Origin of the sequence: Gordonia prachuapensis (assembly GCF_036350515.1) — a bacterium.
GTDB classification, from domain to species: Bacteria; Actinomycetota; Actinomycetes; order Mycobacteriales; family Mycobacteriaceae; genus Gordonia; species Gordonia prachuapensis.
Genome location: NZ_JAZDUE010000021.1, coordinates 1 through 12,722, shown reverse-complemented (window position 1 = coordinate 12,722; position 12,722 = coordinate 1). Strand labels below are relative to the sequence as shown.

Here is a 12,722-nt window from a genome sequence, read left to right as displayed (position 1 = left end):
TCAGTTCCGCACGGGTTCGTCGTGTGGCTGCTGCACATCGTCGGCCCGCCGGAGGCGAATGATGTAGGCGGTGCCGACGCCGAGCAGCACGACCGCCGCCGACAGCGTCGCGATCACGGTGACTGCCTCGGCGCCGGCCAATCCCGTCCACAACAACCATGCGCCGAAACCGAAGAACAGCGTGGCCGCAGCCCGGGCGATCGTCCGTTCCGGCAGGTGTTTGCCCAGCAACGCACCGACGGCGATGGCGAGGGCGTCGGCGGCGACCATGCCGATCGTCGAGCCGATCCACACGCCGAGCCAGTCGTTGTTGGTGGAGAGCGTGATGGTGGCGAGCATCGTCTTGTCGCCGAGTTCGGCGAGGAAGAACGACGACATCACCGCCAGGAACACCGATGCACCCACCCGCTCGGCCCTGGCGGCCTCGGCGTCGTCGAGGTGATCGCCGCGGATGGTCCACAGTCCGAACACCAGCATCGCCAGACCCGCCAGGATCGACATCGTGTCCGACGGGATGGACATCCCCAGGAAGTGGCCGAAGAACACCGACACCGCGTGCACGGCCGTGGTGGCGGCGGTGATCGCCAACAAAACCACCCACCACCGGTAGCGGAGGGCGTACGTCATCGCCATCAGCTGTGACTTGTCGCCGAGTTCGGCGACGAAGATCACGCCGAAGCTCAACAACATCGCAGCGATCATGAAGGCCAGGTTAGGGTGCCCAGAGTTGGCGGTGCAACAGATTGCAGAGCCGTATTTCCGCTGGTAGGAGGGTCAAAACTAAAAGTTTGGGAACCCTAACTCGCCTACCCGCAGGTCAGGCTGCGAGAAGCATGGCGAGCACGGCGGTGTCGGGGTCGGCGTTGGGGTCGATACCGACTTGGTTGCGCAAGTTCACCACGGTGCCGTCGGCCTCCGCTTCGGCCCAGCCGGCGCGGTGTTCGAGCCCGAGTTCCGGCAGGCCGGGGAGAAGGACACAGCCCGAGGCGACCTCGGAGCACTCCGGCAGCGACGGCCGGGTCTGCGACGGCGGATGCAGCATCACCAGAGCCGGCGGATTCGAGAGAAAGCGTCCGGCCTCCACGAAGCTGTCGTCGACGACGTTGCCGACGGCGACCATCATGCCGACGGCGTCCTGTTCGGCGTCGTCGGGACGTTCCTCCACCACACCGAAGACCGTGGTGGTCGGCAGGAAACCCGGCCGGCACGCGATCCGCACCGACGCGACGAGCGTCTGCGTCCACTCCAGGGTCGACTCGGGCCACCGCCCGGAGATCAGGATGCCGTTCAGATGCCCTTCGAACTGGAACGGCGTCAGGCCGATCGGAATGGAAGTCGTCATCACTGGTCTCCCATCGCTGGTGTTGCTCTGCCACAGGGCCTTAACTCCGAGACCAGGATCCGGCGATACGGAACCTGTGGAAGAAGAATCCTCCGCCGCGGGGCCGGTGACAACTCGAACACGGCTCTTGTGACGGTTCTTTTACACGACGTAACCCGACACGGAATCCGGCTGCGTCGTGTCGCAATGACAGGAGATCGCCTCACCATGAACTATCGGCGTGACGCGATTCCTTGCTGTTGATCGGGAACCAGGGTCTCTGCGATTCGTGCCATCTGGGCCGACAGATGGACGAGCATCTGGGCGGCCTCCGCCGGACCAGCGGAGTCCGCACTGCCGCCGTCGACTTCGTCGGTTCTACGCTGGATTCCCTCGATCAGAAGTGACCTGGCCAGCGTCGACAGTGGAACTCCTCCGTCGCCGATAGTTCCGGCGAGCCGCTCGAGTTCGTTGTACTCGTCGTCGTTCAAACGGACCTGCAACACCTTGCTGCGTCCATGTCCGCGTGTCACTTTCACGTCGGTGCGCACCACCCGATCGGGATCACGCTCGATGTCCTGCGCCTCATCGACTGCCTGCTGCAGCTTGCCCTTTCGATCACTCATTCCGTTCCCTCTCGATACAGGCGTTGGTCCTTCTCGTTCGCCTTCCAGCAGTTCACTCCGAATAGGGTGCCGTCGTCCTCCTCCACGGTGATGACCGTCAAGACCACGCCAGCCGTCGTCGACCAGCCGATGGTCCGATCACTCGCCCCTGACCGGCTTGCGTAGTCGGGTGAGATCACCACACGGTTCGGATCGGTCAGTGCCTCGTTCGCAATGGTCGGCGTCGTCTGGTGTTTGCACGCGATGTACTCCTCACGATGTGACCAGTCGATTTCCAGTTCCACAAGCTCAATGTACTACAGAAAGATCTGTATGTAATACACAATTGATGGGATGGAGTCCTACCCCGGCAGGATCGCCGGAGTTCAGCCAGTTCGGTGCGCCACAGTTTGCTGTTACCGGTCGGACAGACCGGACGCGAACGGTGGACACAGGCTGCGGGGACGTCGGCCCCACCAGGCACACTGGATGAGGTGAGAAGTTCTGTTCCGCTGCGCCCGATGGAGATGGCGTCGATCGCCATCTTCGGCGGATTGACGGTAGCGACGATCGTGGTCGCCGCCGTGGTCCCGTTGGCCACCGCGGTCGGTTTGCTGGCACCCGTGCCGTTGGCGCTCGTCGCGGCGCGTACCCGACCGCGGGCGCTGATCGCCGCGTCGGTGGCCGCCACCGGCGTGAGTTTCGCGATGGCCGGCACCGGCGCCGCGGCGTCCGTGCTCGGGTCCGCGCTGATCGGCGGCATCGTCGGCGACACGAAGCGGCGCGGGCGGGGGATCGGGACGATCACCCTCGCCGGGCTGGCCGCGGCCCCGATCATCGGCGGGATCTCCGTGCTGGTGCTGCTGGTCCTGGTGCCGCTGCGCACACTGATCCTCGAAGCGCTCGGCAACACCGTCGGCGGCCTGGTCGAACTGCTCAACGCCGTTCCGGCCCTCGGCGGGCTCGCCGACACCGTGGATGCGCTCGGGTCCAGCATGGTCGACTACTGGTGGGTGTGGATGTGGGTGTCCGGCGCGCTGGGCACCATGGTCTCGCTGGCGGTCGCGTGGTGGCTGCTGGGCGGCGTCATCGCCCGCCTCGCCGACATCCCGAGCGAGGACACCCTCGACGTCGGGCAACTCGACCGCGACGCAGCCGAGCCGGCCCCGCTGCCGCTGCAGTTGACCGGTATCGGATTCCGCTACCGGCCGGACGGGCCGATCGTCCTCGACGACGTCGACGCGACGGTGGCGCCCGGCGAGTTCGTCGCCGTTGTCGGCGCCAACGGTTCCGGCAAGTCGACGCTGGCGAAGATCCTGGCGGGACGGGCACCGACGACCGGTGCCGTCGTCCGGCCCGGCGCCGCAGGCCTCGGCCGTCACGGCGGGACGGCGATGGTGTTGCAACGCCCCGAGACTCAGATGCTCGGGTCGCGGGTCGCCGACGACGTGGTGTGGGGTCTGCCCGCCGGGGTCGAGGTGGACGCCGAGGGACTGCTCACCGAGGTCGGGTTGTCCGGCCTCGGCGACCGTGAGACATCGGATCTGTCCGGCGGCCAACAGCAACGGCTCGCGATCGCCGCGGCCCTCGCACGTGAACCGGCGCTCCTCATCGCCGACGAGGTCACCTCGATGGTCGATCCGGAGGGGCGCGACGAACTCCTCGCCCTGCTCGCCGATCTCCCGCGACGTCGCGGCATGTCCGTCGTGCTTATCACGCATCGCGGGCACGAGGCGGCCGCCGCCGATCGGATCATCCACCTGCACAACGGCCGGGTCATTCCACACCCGCCGGACTGGGTGCCCCGGCCGGGTGCGGTCGAGGAGCCATCCCGCCCGACGCCGGTCGCGCAGTCGGGGTTTCCACCCCGCCCAGCGGAGCGTCTCCTGGTACTCGAGGGGGTCGGACACACCTACCTCAAGGGATCGCCGTGGGCGGTGCAGGCCCTGCACGACGTGTCGGTCACCGTGCATCGCGGCGACGGATTGCTCATCGTCGGCGGAAACGGTTCGGGCAAGACCACTCTCGCGTGGGTGATGGCCGGACTCATCGCACCCAGCCAGGGAAGCGCTCTGCTCGATGGCTCGCCGACCGCGGACAAGGTCGGCGACGTCGCGCTGGCCTTCCAGCACGCCCGTCTGCAGCTGCAGAAGCAGACGGTCGGTGACGAGATCATGGCCGCCGGCGGCATCGAGGTGGGCACCGCCGAAGTCGCCCGCGTGCTCGAGGCAGTCGGACTGCCACGGGAGATGGCGGCTCGCCGAACCGATTCGCTCAGCGGCGGCCAGATGCGCCGTGTCGTGCTGGCCGGCCTCATCGCCCGGCGCCCCAAGGTGCTCATCCTCGACGAACCGCTTGCCGGGGTGGACCCCTATGCGCGCGCCGAGATCGTGGATCTGCTCGGCCGGCTGCGTGCCGACGGGATGACCATCGTGATCATCTCGCACGATCTGTCCGACCTCGATGCGGTGGTCAGTCGCCGTGTGAAGCTCACCGCCGGCACGCTCACCCCGGTCGACCCGCCGCCCACCCCGACTCCGAACCACCACGGGTATCCGAAAAACACTGGGCACCAACAGTTTCAGCACACATCCGGGGAGATGGGCGAATGAGCGTTCGGACGATTCCGCTGCGTCAGGTACCCGGCGACTCGCTGGTGCACCGCCTGTGGGCGGGCACCAAGCTCGTGGTGGTGCTCATGCTCGGTGTGATGACCTGGGTGCTGCCGTCGTGGCCGGCGCTGGGCATGGTCGCCGCGGTCGTGGTGATCACCGCGATCATCGCCGGCATCCCGCTCGGCGCGATTCCCCGCCCGCCGTGGTGGTTCTGGGGACTCATCATCGCCGGTGGTCTGGTGAACCTGGTGTTCGGGCCCGCCGCGCTGATCGTGTACCTGCGGGCGGTCACCCTCGGTCTGGTACTCGTGGCGAGTTCGATCCTGGTGATCTGGACGACGCCGATGGCCGACATCGCGCCGGCCATCGCGACGCTGATGCGGCCGCTGCGGATCTTTCGGCTCCCGGTCGACGAATGGGCGGTCGCCATCGCCCTGTGCCTGCGCGGTCTGCCCATGCTCATCGACGAACTGCGCATGTTGCGGGCGGCGCATCGGCTGCGGCCATCCGCGCCGCCACGCAGTGGCCACCCGGCGGCCGAGATGGGCGTACTCGACATGCTCACCGCCGCGATGTCGAGTGCGTTACGGCGGAGTTCGGAGATGGCGGAGGCGATCACCGCGCGCGGAGGTACCGGTCGGCTGACCGCCTATCCGTCGCGGCCGGGGCGGGCCGACTATGTGACGCTCGCCGTCGTCGGCGTCGCGTGTGTGAGTGCGATCGTCGCGACCATCCTGCTCTGAAAAACCACGATCCCTGAGGAGCGAGGCGCTAGCCGAGCGTCACGAAGGGCCCTTCGTGACGATTCTCCGCTAGCGCTCCGAATCTCCTCAGGGATCGGGGCGTTGTGCGTCGATCAGGCGGAAACGATGAGTCCTGCGCCCTGCTTGCTCGCCGTGGCGAAACGCTCGGCGGCGTCGGCCCAGTTGACGACGTTCCACCAGGCCTTCACGTAGTCCGGCTTCACGTTCTGGTAGTCGAGGTAGAAGGCGTGCTCCCACATGTCGAGCATGACGACCGGGATGATCGCGGCGGGGATGTTGCCGCTCTGGTCGGTCAGCTGCAGGATCACCAGCTTGCCACCGATGGTGTCGTAGCCCAGGATCGCCCAGCCGCTGCCCTGCAGGGTGGTGGCGGCCGCGGTGAAGTGGGCCTGGAACTTGTCGAAGCCACCGAACTGGTCGTCGATCGCGGCCGCGAGGTCACCCTCCGGCTTGTCACCACCGTTGGGAGACAGGTTCTTCCAGAAGATGGAGTGGTTGGTGTGGCCACCGAGGTGGAAGGCCAGCGTCGACGAGAGGCCGTAGACCTTGTCGGCGATGGTGCCGTCCTCGCGGGCTGCGGCCAGCTTCTCCAGGGTGGTGTTGGCACCCTTGACGTAGGTGGCGTGGTGCTTGTCGTGATGGAGCTCCATGATCCTGCCGGAGATGTGCGGCTCGAGTGCCGCGTAGTCGTACGGGAGATCCGGCAAGGTGTATTCAGCCACGATATTCCTCTCTGAGGTGCTTCTCGTACTCACTCTGCGCGCTCAACCGCGGCGTCTATCGCCGGTCGCGCGAGTACTTCCACCCTTACCCACTGCCTGGGGGATTGCAAACACTGGGCGGTAATCCACCTCAAGTGCGGTTGAAGTTTCGGCGGTCGTCATCCGCCGTGCGATCGCAGGTCAGATCAGCATCAAGACGACGAGCAGAGCGATGAGTCCGAGGATGCTGACGCCGGTACCGATGCAGGACGAACGGACGTCGTAGTTGGCGCGCGGAGCGGTCGGACGCGAGCCGAGGGCTCGACCGAGGTCGGAACTCGCGTGCGCTGCCATGAACACCCTTCGTTGTCGGCGACACCACCGGGAGTGACAACGATCACACGTCCGGCGTGGGGGTCATGATAGGCAGACCGCCGGCGATCCATCAACCCGATCGGCCGGCCACCCGCGCGTAGGATCGGTGCCATGTCATGGCTTGACCAGCTACTTTCCGCGCGTTCGCACAAACGGGAACTCATCTCGCCGGAGCAGGCGTTGCCCGGCCGCGAGGCCACCATGCCCGTTGCCGACGAGCACCTCCTGCTGCGACATCCGTTGCGTGGCGCCCCGGCACCCGAGTCGCAGGGCATCGGCGACTTCGGCGCCGACCTGTCGGCGGTGATCCTCGCCGGCGGATGCTTCTGGGGTGTGGAGGAGATCTTCTGGCAGGTACCCGGGGTGTACACCACGGCGGTGGGGTACGCCGGCGGATACACGCCGAACCCGACCTACAACGAGGTCTGTACTGCGCGGACCGGGCACACCGAGGCGGTGCTGGTGGTGTTCGACCCGGCCGTCATCGACCTCGAGGAACTGCTGAAGATCTTCTGGGAGAACCACGATCCGACCCAGCAGATGCGGCAGGGCAATGACGTCGGAACGCAGTACCGGTCGGCGATCTACACGCTGTCGGAGGCCGATGCGGACCTCGCACGTGCCAGTGCCGAGAAGTTCGGCAAGGTACTCGCCGATGCCGGCCTGGGGCCGATCGCCACCGAGATCGCGCAGCTGTCGCAGGCGGGGAACGGCCAGTTCTACTACGCCGAGGACCACCACCAGCAGTACCTCGCCAAGAACCCGCACGGTTATCGCTGCCACGCCGCGACCGGCCTGCACTATCCAGCCGGCTGAGCGGTGCCCCAACAGATCACTGCCCGCCAGTGGAACCGGACCGTGCTGCACCGCCAGCACCTGCTCGGGCGGGTCGACGAGGACGCGATCGAGGTCCTCGACCGATGCGTCGGCCTCCAGGCGCAGGAGCCCACGGCACCCTTCTTCGGATTGTGGTCGCGCATAACCGATTTCGAACCAACCGAGCTCGACGACCTGCTCCGCCGGCGTGAGGTGGTGCGCATGGCGGCGTTGCGTTCGACGGTGTTCCTCCTCGATGCGGAGGACGCGCGGTGGATACGTCGGCTCGCGCAGCCGACGCTCGACACCGAACTCGCGCTGCACGCGCGCAAACTCGTCGGCGCCCGGTCCGAGCAGGTCCTCGACGACGCGGCCGAGCTGCTGGCCGACGGGCCCATGCCCGGCGCGCGGCTCGGAGCCGCGCTGGTGCAACGGCACCCCGACGAGGACCCGTCCACACTCGTGGCCGTCGCGCGGTGCGGCCTGAGCCTCGTCCAGGTGCCTCCCCGGGGACTGTGGCGCGGGGTCGGCGCGCCGACCTTCGCGCTCTTCGACGACTGGGCCGGTCCGGGCGAACCTGCGGTGACCGGCGACGAGGCCCGCCTTGATCTCATCCGCCTCTACCTCCGCGGCTTCGGCCCGGCGACCGTGGCGGGCATCCAGAGCTGGTGCGGGATGACCAGGCTGAAAACGCTCGTCGAGAAGATGGAAGCCGATTGGGAGCTCGTGGAACTGACCGGACCCGACGGTGAGCGGCTCTTCGACCTCGAGGGTCTCGACCTCGTCGACGCCGATCGGCCTGCGCCGGCACGCCTGCTCGCCCCGTACGACAATGTCCTTGTCGCGCAGGCAGACCGACGGCGGATCGCCGACGAGGACCGATTCGGCGCCCTGCGCACCCCCAACGGACGATCGCCGGGTTTCGTGCTCCTCGACGGCCGGCTCGCGGGCTCCTGGCGCATCGTCGACGGCCGGGTCTCGGTGGACATGATGGTCGACCCGACGCCCGCCGAGCGGGACGATCTCGAAGTGGAAGTTCAACAGCTGCAACAGTTCATCGCCGAACCCGCGCGATAACGGACGATTCCGGCCTCAGTCGCCGGTGCGCGGGTTGCGGCTCGTGATGCAGTACCGCCGTCCCACCGGGTCGCGCATGACCGTCCAGTTCTCGAATCGCTCGACCACCTCGGCGCCCCAGTCGGCGTGGCGCGCCACCTCGTCCTCGACCGCGGTCGCGGCCAGATCCAGGTGTCCGCTCGCCGTTGCGGTCGTGTCCTCGCGGCCCCTGCGCTGCAAGAGGATTCCGATCGGCAGTGCCGGGTCACGGGCCAGGCGGACCAGTTCCGGGCGGCTGGTGGAAGTGGTCGGGCGACCGGTCAGCCGCTCCCAGAAGTCCGTCTCGGATTCGAAAGCGTCATGCGGCACGTCGATGCAGACCTGGTCGATGATGCTGATCGTGTCGCCCGGCCAGCGGATCGGGCGGGACCGCTCGGACTCGCCTTGCCAGTCGACGAGGCAGAACACGAACCCGGCGGGCGACGTCATCGTCACGTAGCCGTCGCCCGGCTCTGCTCGAATGGTGGTGGCGCCCAGCCTGATGGCCTCCTCGGTGGCTGCGCCGAGGTCCTCGACATGGAGGTCGAGATGAATCCCGCCGGGCCCGTCGTCGACCCGCTGCACCCGCAGATGTGGGTCGCCGTTGAACGGCTCGAGTGAGGCGAACTCGCGTCGCTCACCCCGTGGTGGCGACACCGTGCTGCCGGCGATCGCCCGCCAGAAGGTCACCTCGGCGCCGAACTGATCGGTCGGGAAATCCAAGAATGCCGTGAGCCATCGGATCCGCACGCGCAAAGTCTAGTGTCGTCGAACGCCGGTGGCGGCCCATTACACTCGGCCCCATGACCGGTGCAGCATGCAAATCGATCGCCAAACGTCTGGCGCGTTCACGCGCGGACCGGGTGGCCGTCGTCCGGCTCGACGGCCCGATCGGTGTGACGGGTATAGGTCGGCACGGCATCAGCACCGACAGCCTCGAGCCGGTCCTCAAGCGCGCGTTCGGCACCGAGCACGTCAAGGCCGTCGTCGTCGTGATCAACTCGCCGGGCGGGTCGCCGGCGCAGTCGGAGTACATCGCGGAACGTATCCGGCAGCTCTCGGCCGAGAAGGGGGTGCCGGTGCTCGCCTTCTGCGAGGACATCGCCGCCTCCGGCGGGTACTGGATCGCGTGCGCCGCCGACGAGATCTTCGCCGCGCACACGTCGATGATCGGCTCGATCGGGGTGGTGTCCTCGGGCTTCGGCCTGGCCGATCTGCTGTCGCGGTTCGGGGTGGAACGTCGGCTCTACGCGACCGGCGACAACAAGGCGCGCCTGGACACGTTCTCCCCGGAACGGCCGGAGGACGTCGAATGGCTCAAGGGCTTGCAGTCGCAACTGCACGATGCGTTCACCGGCTGGGTTCGCCAACGTCGTGGGAAGAAGCTCAACGCGCCGGATGCAGAACTGTTCAGCGGCGACCTCTGGGTGGGCGGTCGCGCGGTGGAGGTCGGACTGGTGGACGGTATCGGGGTAATGCGGTCGGTGATCGCCGAGCGGTACCCGGACGCCGAGATCACGGTGATCGAAGCACCCAAGCCGTTGCTCGCCCGGATCTTCGGTGGGCAGCTGAGCGTGGCCGGCGTGATGGAAAGCGCGGTGTCGGGTGCGCTCGGTGCGCTCGATCGACCGACCCTCACCGACATGCGATGACGCCTGGTGGGGTCGTCGGTGAGCAGATGTGCACAGTTCTCCCCAGGTTGTCCACAGGCGCTGTGATCATGTGCAACATTCTTCAGGTGTGACGTGGGTCTGCACTGTGGTGAAGAACTTGTTACGCCGAGCAACCAATCTGGTGACGACCGTCACAGAGTGTGTGAGGGCGGTCACAGATCTGCCGAGGTCGTCGGCGGTTTCTCCACATTTTCCACAGTCTCATCCACAGCTTGAAGGACGCTGATGCACACTTCCGGGGTCCCGCGCAAAGCGGCATGTGGATAGCCGTATGTAGGTCATCATAGTGGGCGAGTGGGGGCGGAGCCGTGTCAATTCGACCGTGTCCATCCCAAGGTTGTGCACAGCGGGAGTCGCATGATGCGCACCCGGCCTCAGGTGCCTGTGCCACCATGGAATCCGTGAGCATGGGCGACATCCGACAGGTGCCGGTGACGGAGCTTCCGAACGATTTCACCGACGACGCCGACCGAGTTCTGCTCGACGTCCGCGAGGACGATGAGTGGGCGGCCGGACACGTCAGAGGTGCTCTGCACATTCCGCTCGGCGACGTCCCCGCACGGCTCGGCGAGATCGACCTCGATGCCGACCTGCTGGTGGTGTGTCACTCGAGTGGGCGGTCGATGCGGGTGCTGCAGTACCTCGACCAGATGGGGTACGAGGGCAGCTGTGTCCGCGGTGGCATGCTGGCGTGGCTGGAGAACGGGAAGCCCGTCGAGACAGGGAGTGCCGGGTCGAAATGATCGACCTCTGCCCGCGGTGCCGGATACAGGCGCCGCACCGCCCGGGGCGCGAGCGCTGCCCCCGCTGTGGTGGGCCGCTCCGCGTGGTCGACTCGGATCTGCTCGGCGCTTCGGTGCCGCCCCGCGACGTCGCGGACGGACCACGACCCGCACCCGCCCCACGCCCGGCAGCGCCGGCGCCCGGCCCCATGCCTTCACCGGTCAGCGGTCCGCGCAGCGGCCGTCTCTATCGGAGCCGGCACGTCCGGTGGGTGGCGCGCCGCCCACCCGAGGCGATCCCTCCGCGTCGCCGCTCCGACCAGGCGTTGCGGCCCCGGTACATCCCCCGCTACCTCTACATTCCGCAGTGGGGTCTGCGGGATGCGCCGGTGGTCGCCGATTCCGTCCCCAGCCGCCGGGACGCCCTCACCGCCGCGTTGTCGCGTGCCCTGCATGTCCTCGCGGCCGCGCTCGGACTCGCCGCGGTGGCGCACCTGGCCCGGTACATCCTGCTGGTCGTGAACCGGTCGACACCCGTACCGGCGTGGACGGATCTGATCACCTCGGCGCTGGTGCTGTTCGGGGGTCTGCTGTCGCTCGGCTGTTTCGTCTACGCGACCGTCGTGTTCGCCCGTTGGGTCGTCGCGTTGCGCGCCGACGCCTACCGTCGCCGCGAGCGGCGCGATCCGCGGCGTCGGTGGCAGATCATGCTCATGGCGGGCATCCCGTTGCTCAATGTGTGGGGTGCCGCGGTGCTGCTCCACGAGGCGGCGAACATGCGGATCGACCTCGACCGCGAGCGCACCCGCAGGCGACTGTCGCGGATGTGGGTCGGGTGGGTGCTCGTCAACGTGGTGGCGGTGGCGGCCGTCGTGACCCGGGTGGTCGCGATGTCGTCGGGGTCCATCCAGACCGGCGCCGACGCGCTCCTCGCGGTCGTCGTCTCCGCCGCGTGCTCCGGCGTGTTCGCGTGGTGGTTCGCCGACCGGCTCGACGCCACGTTCGGTGAACGCCACGAGGATCCGGTGCCGTCTCGCCGATGGGTCGCGGTCGGATGACGGGCACCGAGCACATCTCCCGGTCGGGTAAGCCGGCCGTCGTCGCACACCGCGGGGCGTCCGACGATCTGCCCGAACACACCCTGGCCGCCTACGAGCGTGCCCTCCTCGAGGGCGCCGACGGCCTGGAATGCGACGTCCGTCTGACCAGCGATCACGAGCTGGTCTGTGTCCACGACCGCACTGTCGACCGCACCTCCGACGGTGTCGGCGCGGTGAGCGAGATGTCGCTGGCGCAGCTACGTGAACTCGACTTCGGCAGTTGGCATCCGGCGGGCACGCCGTCGTCGGTGCTGACGCTGCGCGAGTTGATCACCCTCGCCCTCGACTGGCGTCGTCCGGTGCGGTTGTTCATCGAGACCAAGCATCCGGTGCGGTACGGCAGTCTCGTCGAGCAGAAGCTGCTCGCGATGCTCCACGAGTTCGGCGTCGCCACCCCGCCGTCGGCCGATCACAGTCGCGCGGTGGTGATCTCGTTCTCGTCGGCGGCCGTGTGGCGCATCCGGCGGCACGCGCCGATGCTGCCGACCATCCTGCTCGGCGACACGGCCCGCCTGCTCGGCGGCAGCGCCGCCACCGCGGTGGGAGCCACCGGGATCGGTCCCTCGGTGGAAACGCTGCGGATGTATCCGGATCTCGTCGACCGGGCGGCCGCGGCCGGCCGGGTCACCTACTGCTGGACGGTCGACGAACTGCCCGACGTGCAGCTGTGTGCCGACCTCGGGGTCCGCTGGCTCTCCACCAACCGGCCCGCAAAGGTTCGTGACTGGCTGGTCACGGTCGACTGATCGACTCGGTCCCTGAGGAGCGAGGCGCTAGCCGCACGTCAGGATGCCCCGGTCCCTGAGGAGCGAGGCGCTAGTGTCCTGCGCCGTTAATTCGTTGAATAAGTCTGCCGATGGAGCCGAGGATGTCTTCGGCGGTTTTGGTCCAGATGAATGGTTTGGGGTTGGCGTTCCATCCGGCGATCCAGTTCT

15 protein-coding genes are annotated in these 12,722 nt (G+C 67.7%); 8 read left to right on the top strand and 7 right to left on the bottom strand.

Features of this window, described 5'->3' with window-relative positions:
• The 4 genes from V1Y59_RS20790 to V1Y59_RS20775 all read right to left on the bottom strand — a co-directional run bounded on the left by V1Y59_RS20790 (position 1) and on the right by V1Y59_RS20775 (position 2,231).
• Positions 1-702 carry a TMEM165/GDT1 family protein gene (locus V1Y59_RS20790; protein ID WP_330506945.1) on the bottom strand — a complete coding sequence of 234 codons (702 nt, stop codon included), beginning with the start codon at positions 700-702 and terminating at the stop codon, positions 1-3.
• A gap of 115 nt (positions 703-817) precedes the next feature.
• A complete protein-coding gene (locus V1Y59_RS20785) occupies positions 818-1,342 on the bottom strand; it encodes a peptidase (protein ID WP_330434345.1) in 525 nt (174 codons plus the stop codon).
• Positions 1,343-1,554: 212 nt separating this feature from the next.
• Positions 1,555-1,947: a hypothetical protein gene (locus V1Y59_RS20780; protein ID WP_330506944.1), complete on the bottom strand. Its 393-nt coding sequence runs from the start codon at positions 1,945-1,947 to the stop codon at positions 1,555-1,557.
• On the bottom strand, positions 1,944-2,231 hold the full coding sequence (locus V1Y59_RS20775; RefSeq protein WP_330506943.1) for a transposase: 288 nt from the start codon (positions 2,229-2,231) through the stop codon (positions 1,944-1,946). The genes V1Y59_RS20780 and V1Y59_RS20775 overlap by 4 nt, the downstream gene beginning before the upstream one ends.
• Before the next feature lie 216 nt (positions 2,232-2,447).
• On the opposite strand from V1Y59_RS20775, the gene V1Y59_RS20770 reads away from it, so the two are divergent.
• Positions 2,448-4,538: an ABC transporter ATP-binding protein gene (locus V1Y59_RS20770; protein WP_330506996.1), complete on the top strand. Its 2,091-nt coding sequence runs from the start codon at positions 2,448-2,450 to the stop codon at positions 4,536-4,538.
• Positions 4,535-5,284: an energy-coupling factor transporter transmembrane component T family protein gene (locus V1Y59_RS20765; protein WP_330506942.1), complete on the top strand. Its 750-nt coding sequence runs from the start codon at positions 4,535-4,537 to the stop codon at positions 5,282-5,284. The genes V1Y59_RS20770 and V1Y59_RS20765 overlap by 4 nt, the downstream gene beginning before the upstream one ends.
• Positions 5,285-5,397: 113 nt before the next feature.
• On the opposite strand, the gene V1Y59_RS20760 is transcribed toward V1Y59_RS20765, so the two are convergent.
• On the bottom strand, positions 5,398-6,027 hold the full coding sequence (locus V1Y59_RS20760; RefSeq protein WP_330506941.1) for a superoxide dismutase: 630 nt from the start codon (positions 6,025-6,027) through the stop codon (positions 5,398-5,400).
• Positions 6,028-6,207: 180 nt separating this feature from the next.
• Complete coding sequence (locus V1Y59_RS20755) at positions 6,208-6,360, bottom strand: hypothetical protein (RefSeq protein WP_330506940.1); 153 nt, start codon at positions 6,358-6,360, stop codon at positions 6,208-6,210.
• Positions 6,361-6,492: 132 nt separating this feature from the next.
• Here V1Y59_RS20755 and msrA point away from each other — a divergent pair, with 132 nt between their 5' ends.
• Together msrA and V1Y59_RS20745 are read left to right on the top strand one after the other, a co-directional pair.
• The gene (gene msrA, locus V1Y59_RS20750) at positions 6,493-7,197 is read left to right on the top strand and encodes a peptide-methionine (S)-S-oxide reductase MsrA (RefSeq protein WP_330506939.1); all 705 of its coding nucleotides are present in this window, start codon (positions 6,493-6,495) and stop codon (positions 7,195-7,197) included.
• 3 nt (positions 7,198-7,200) lie between these two features.
• Entirely contained in the window at positions 7,201-8,274 is a 1,074-nt protein-coding gene (locus V1Y59_RS20745) for a winged helix DNA-binding domain-containing protein (protein ID WP_330506938.1), read from the top strand.
• A 15-nt stretch (positions 8,275-8,289) separates the two neighbouring features.
• Here V1Y59_RS20745 and V1Y59_RS20740 read toward each other — a convergent pair whose 3' ends face one another.
• A complete protein-coding gene (locus V1Y59_RS20740) occupies positions 8,290-9,042 on the bottom strand; it encodes a VOC family protein (protein WP_330506937.1) in 753 nt (250 codons plus the stop codon).
• A 53-nt stretch (positions 9,043-9,095) separates the two neighbouring features.
• On the opposite strand from V1Y59_RS20740, the gene V1Y59_RS20735 reads away from it, so the two are divergent.
• From V1Y59_RS20735 to V1Y59_RS20720, 4 genes are all read left to right on the top strand, one after another.
• Positions 9,096-9,944 carry a S49 family peptidase gene (locus V1Y59_RS20735; protein ID WP_330506936.1) on the top strand — a complete coding sequence of 283 codons (849 nt, stop codon included), beginning with the start codon at positions 9,096-9,098 and terminating at the stop codon, positions 9,942-9,944.
• A gap of 428 nt (positions 9,945-10,372) precedes the next feature.
• Positions 10,373-10,708, top strand: a complete 336-nt coding sequence (locus tag V1Y59_RS20730; RefSeq protein ID WP_330506995.1) for a rhodanese-like domain-containing protein — start codon at positions 10,373-10,375, stop codon at positions 10,706-10,708.
• 83 nt (positions 10,709-10,791) lie between these two features.
• Positions 10,792-11,745 carry a DUF4328 domain-containing protein gene (locus tag V1Y59_RS20725; RefSeq protein ID WP_330506935.1) on the top strand — a complete coding sequence of 318 codons (954 nt, stop codon included), beginning with the start codon at positions 10,792-10,794 and terminating at the stop codon, positions 11,743-11,745.
• The gene (locus V1Y59_RS20720; protein WP_330506934.1) at positions 11,742-12,533 is read left to right on the top strand and encodes a glycerophosphodiester phosphodiesterase; all 792 of its coding nucleotides are present in this window, start codon (positions 11,742-11,744) and stop codon (positions 12,531-12,533) included. Before V1Y59_RS20725 ends, V1Y59_RS20720 begins: the two co-directional genes overlap by 4 nt.
• Positions 12,534-12,722 lie beyond the last annotated feature (189 nt).

Coding starts and splice junctions, on each gene's coding strand:
- V1Y59_RS20790 (WP_330506945.1), bottom strand. CDS start 702: ATGATCGCTGCGATGTTGTTGAGCTTCGGCGTGATCTTCGTCGCCGAA.
- V1Y59_RS20785 (WP_330434345.1), bottom strand. CDS start 1,342: ATGACGACTTCCATTCCGATCGGCCTGACGCCGTTCCAGTTCGAAGGG.
- V1Y59_RS20780 (WP_330506944.1), bottom strand. CDS start 1,947: ATGAGTGATCGAAAGGGCAAGCTGCAGCAGGCAGTCGATGAGGCGCAG.
- V1Y59_RS20770 (WP_330506996.1), top strand. CDS start 2,448: ATGGAGATGGCGTCGATCGCCATCTTCGGCGGATTGACGGTAGCGACG.
- V1Y59_RS20765 (WP_330506942.1), top strand. CDS start 4,535: ATGAGCGTTCGGACGATTCCGCTGCGTCAGGTACCCGGCGACTCGCTG.
- V1Y59_RS20755 (WP_330506940.1), bottom strand. CDS start 6,360: ATGGCAGCGCACGCGAGTTCCGACCTCGGTCGAGCCCTCGGCTCGCGT.
- msrA (WP_330506939.1), top strand. CDS start 6,493: ATGTCATGGCTTGACCAGCTACTTTCCGCGCGTTCGCACAAACGGGAA.
- V1Y59_RS20735 (WP_330506936.1), top strand. CDS start 9,096: ATGACCGGTGCAGCATGCAAATCGATCGCCAAACGTCTGGCGCGTTCA.
- V1Y59_RS20730 (WP_330506995.1), top strand. CDS start 10,373: ATGGGCGACATCCGACAGGTGCCGGTGACGGAGCTTCCGAACGATTTC.
- V1Y59_RS20720 (WP_330506934.1), top strand. CDS start 11,742: ATGACGGGCACCGAGCACATCTCCCGGTCGGGTAAGCCGGCCGTCGTC.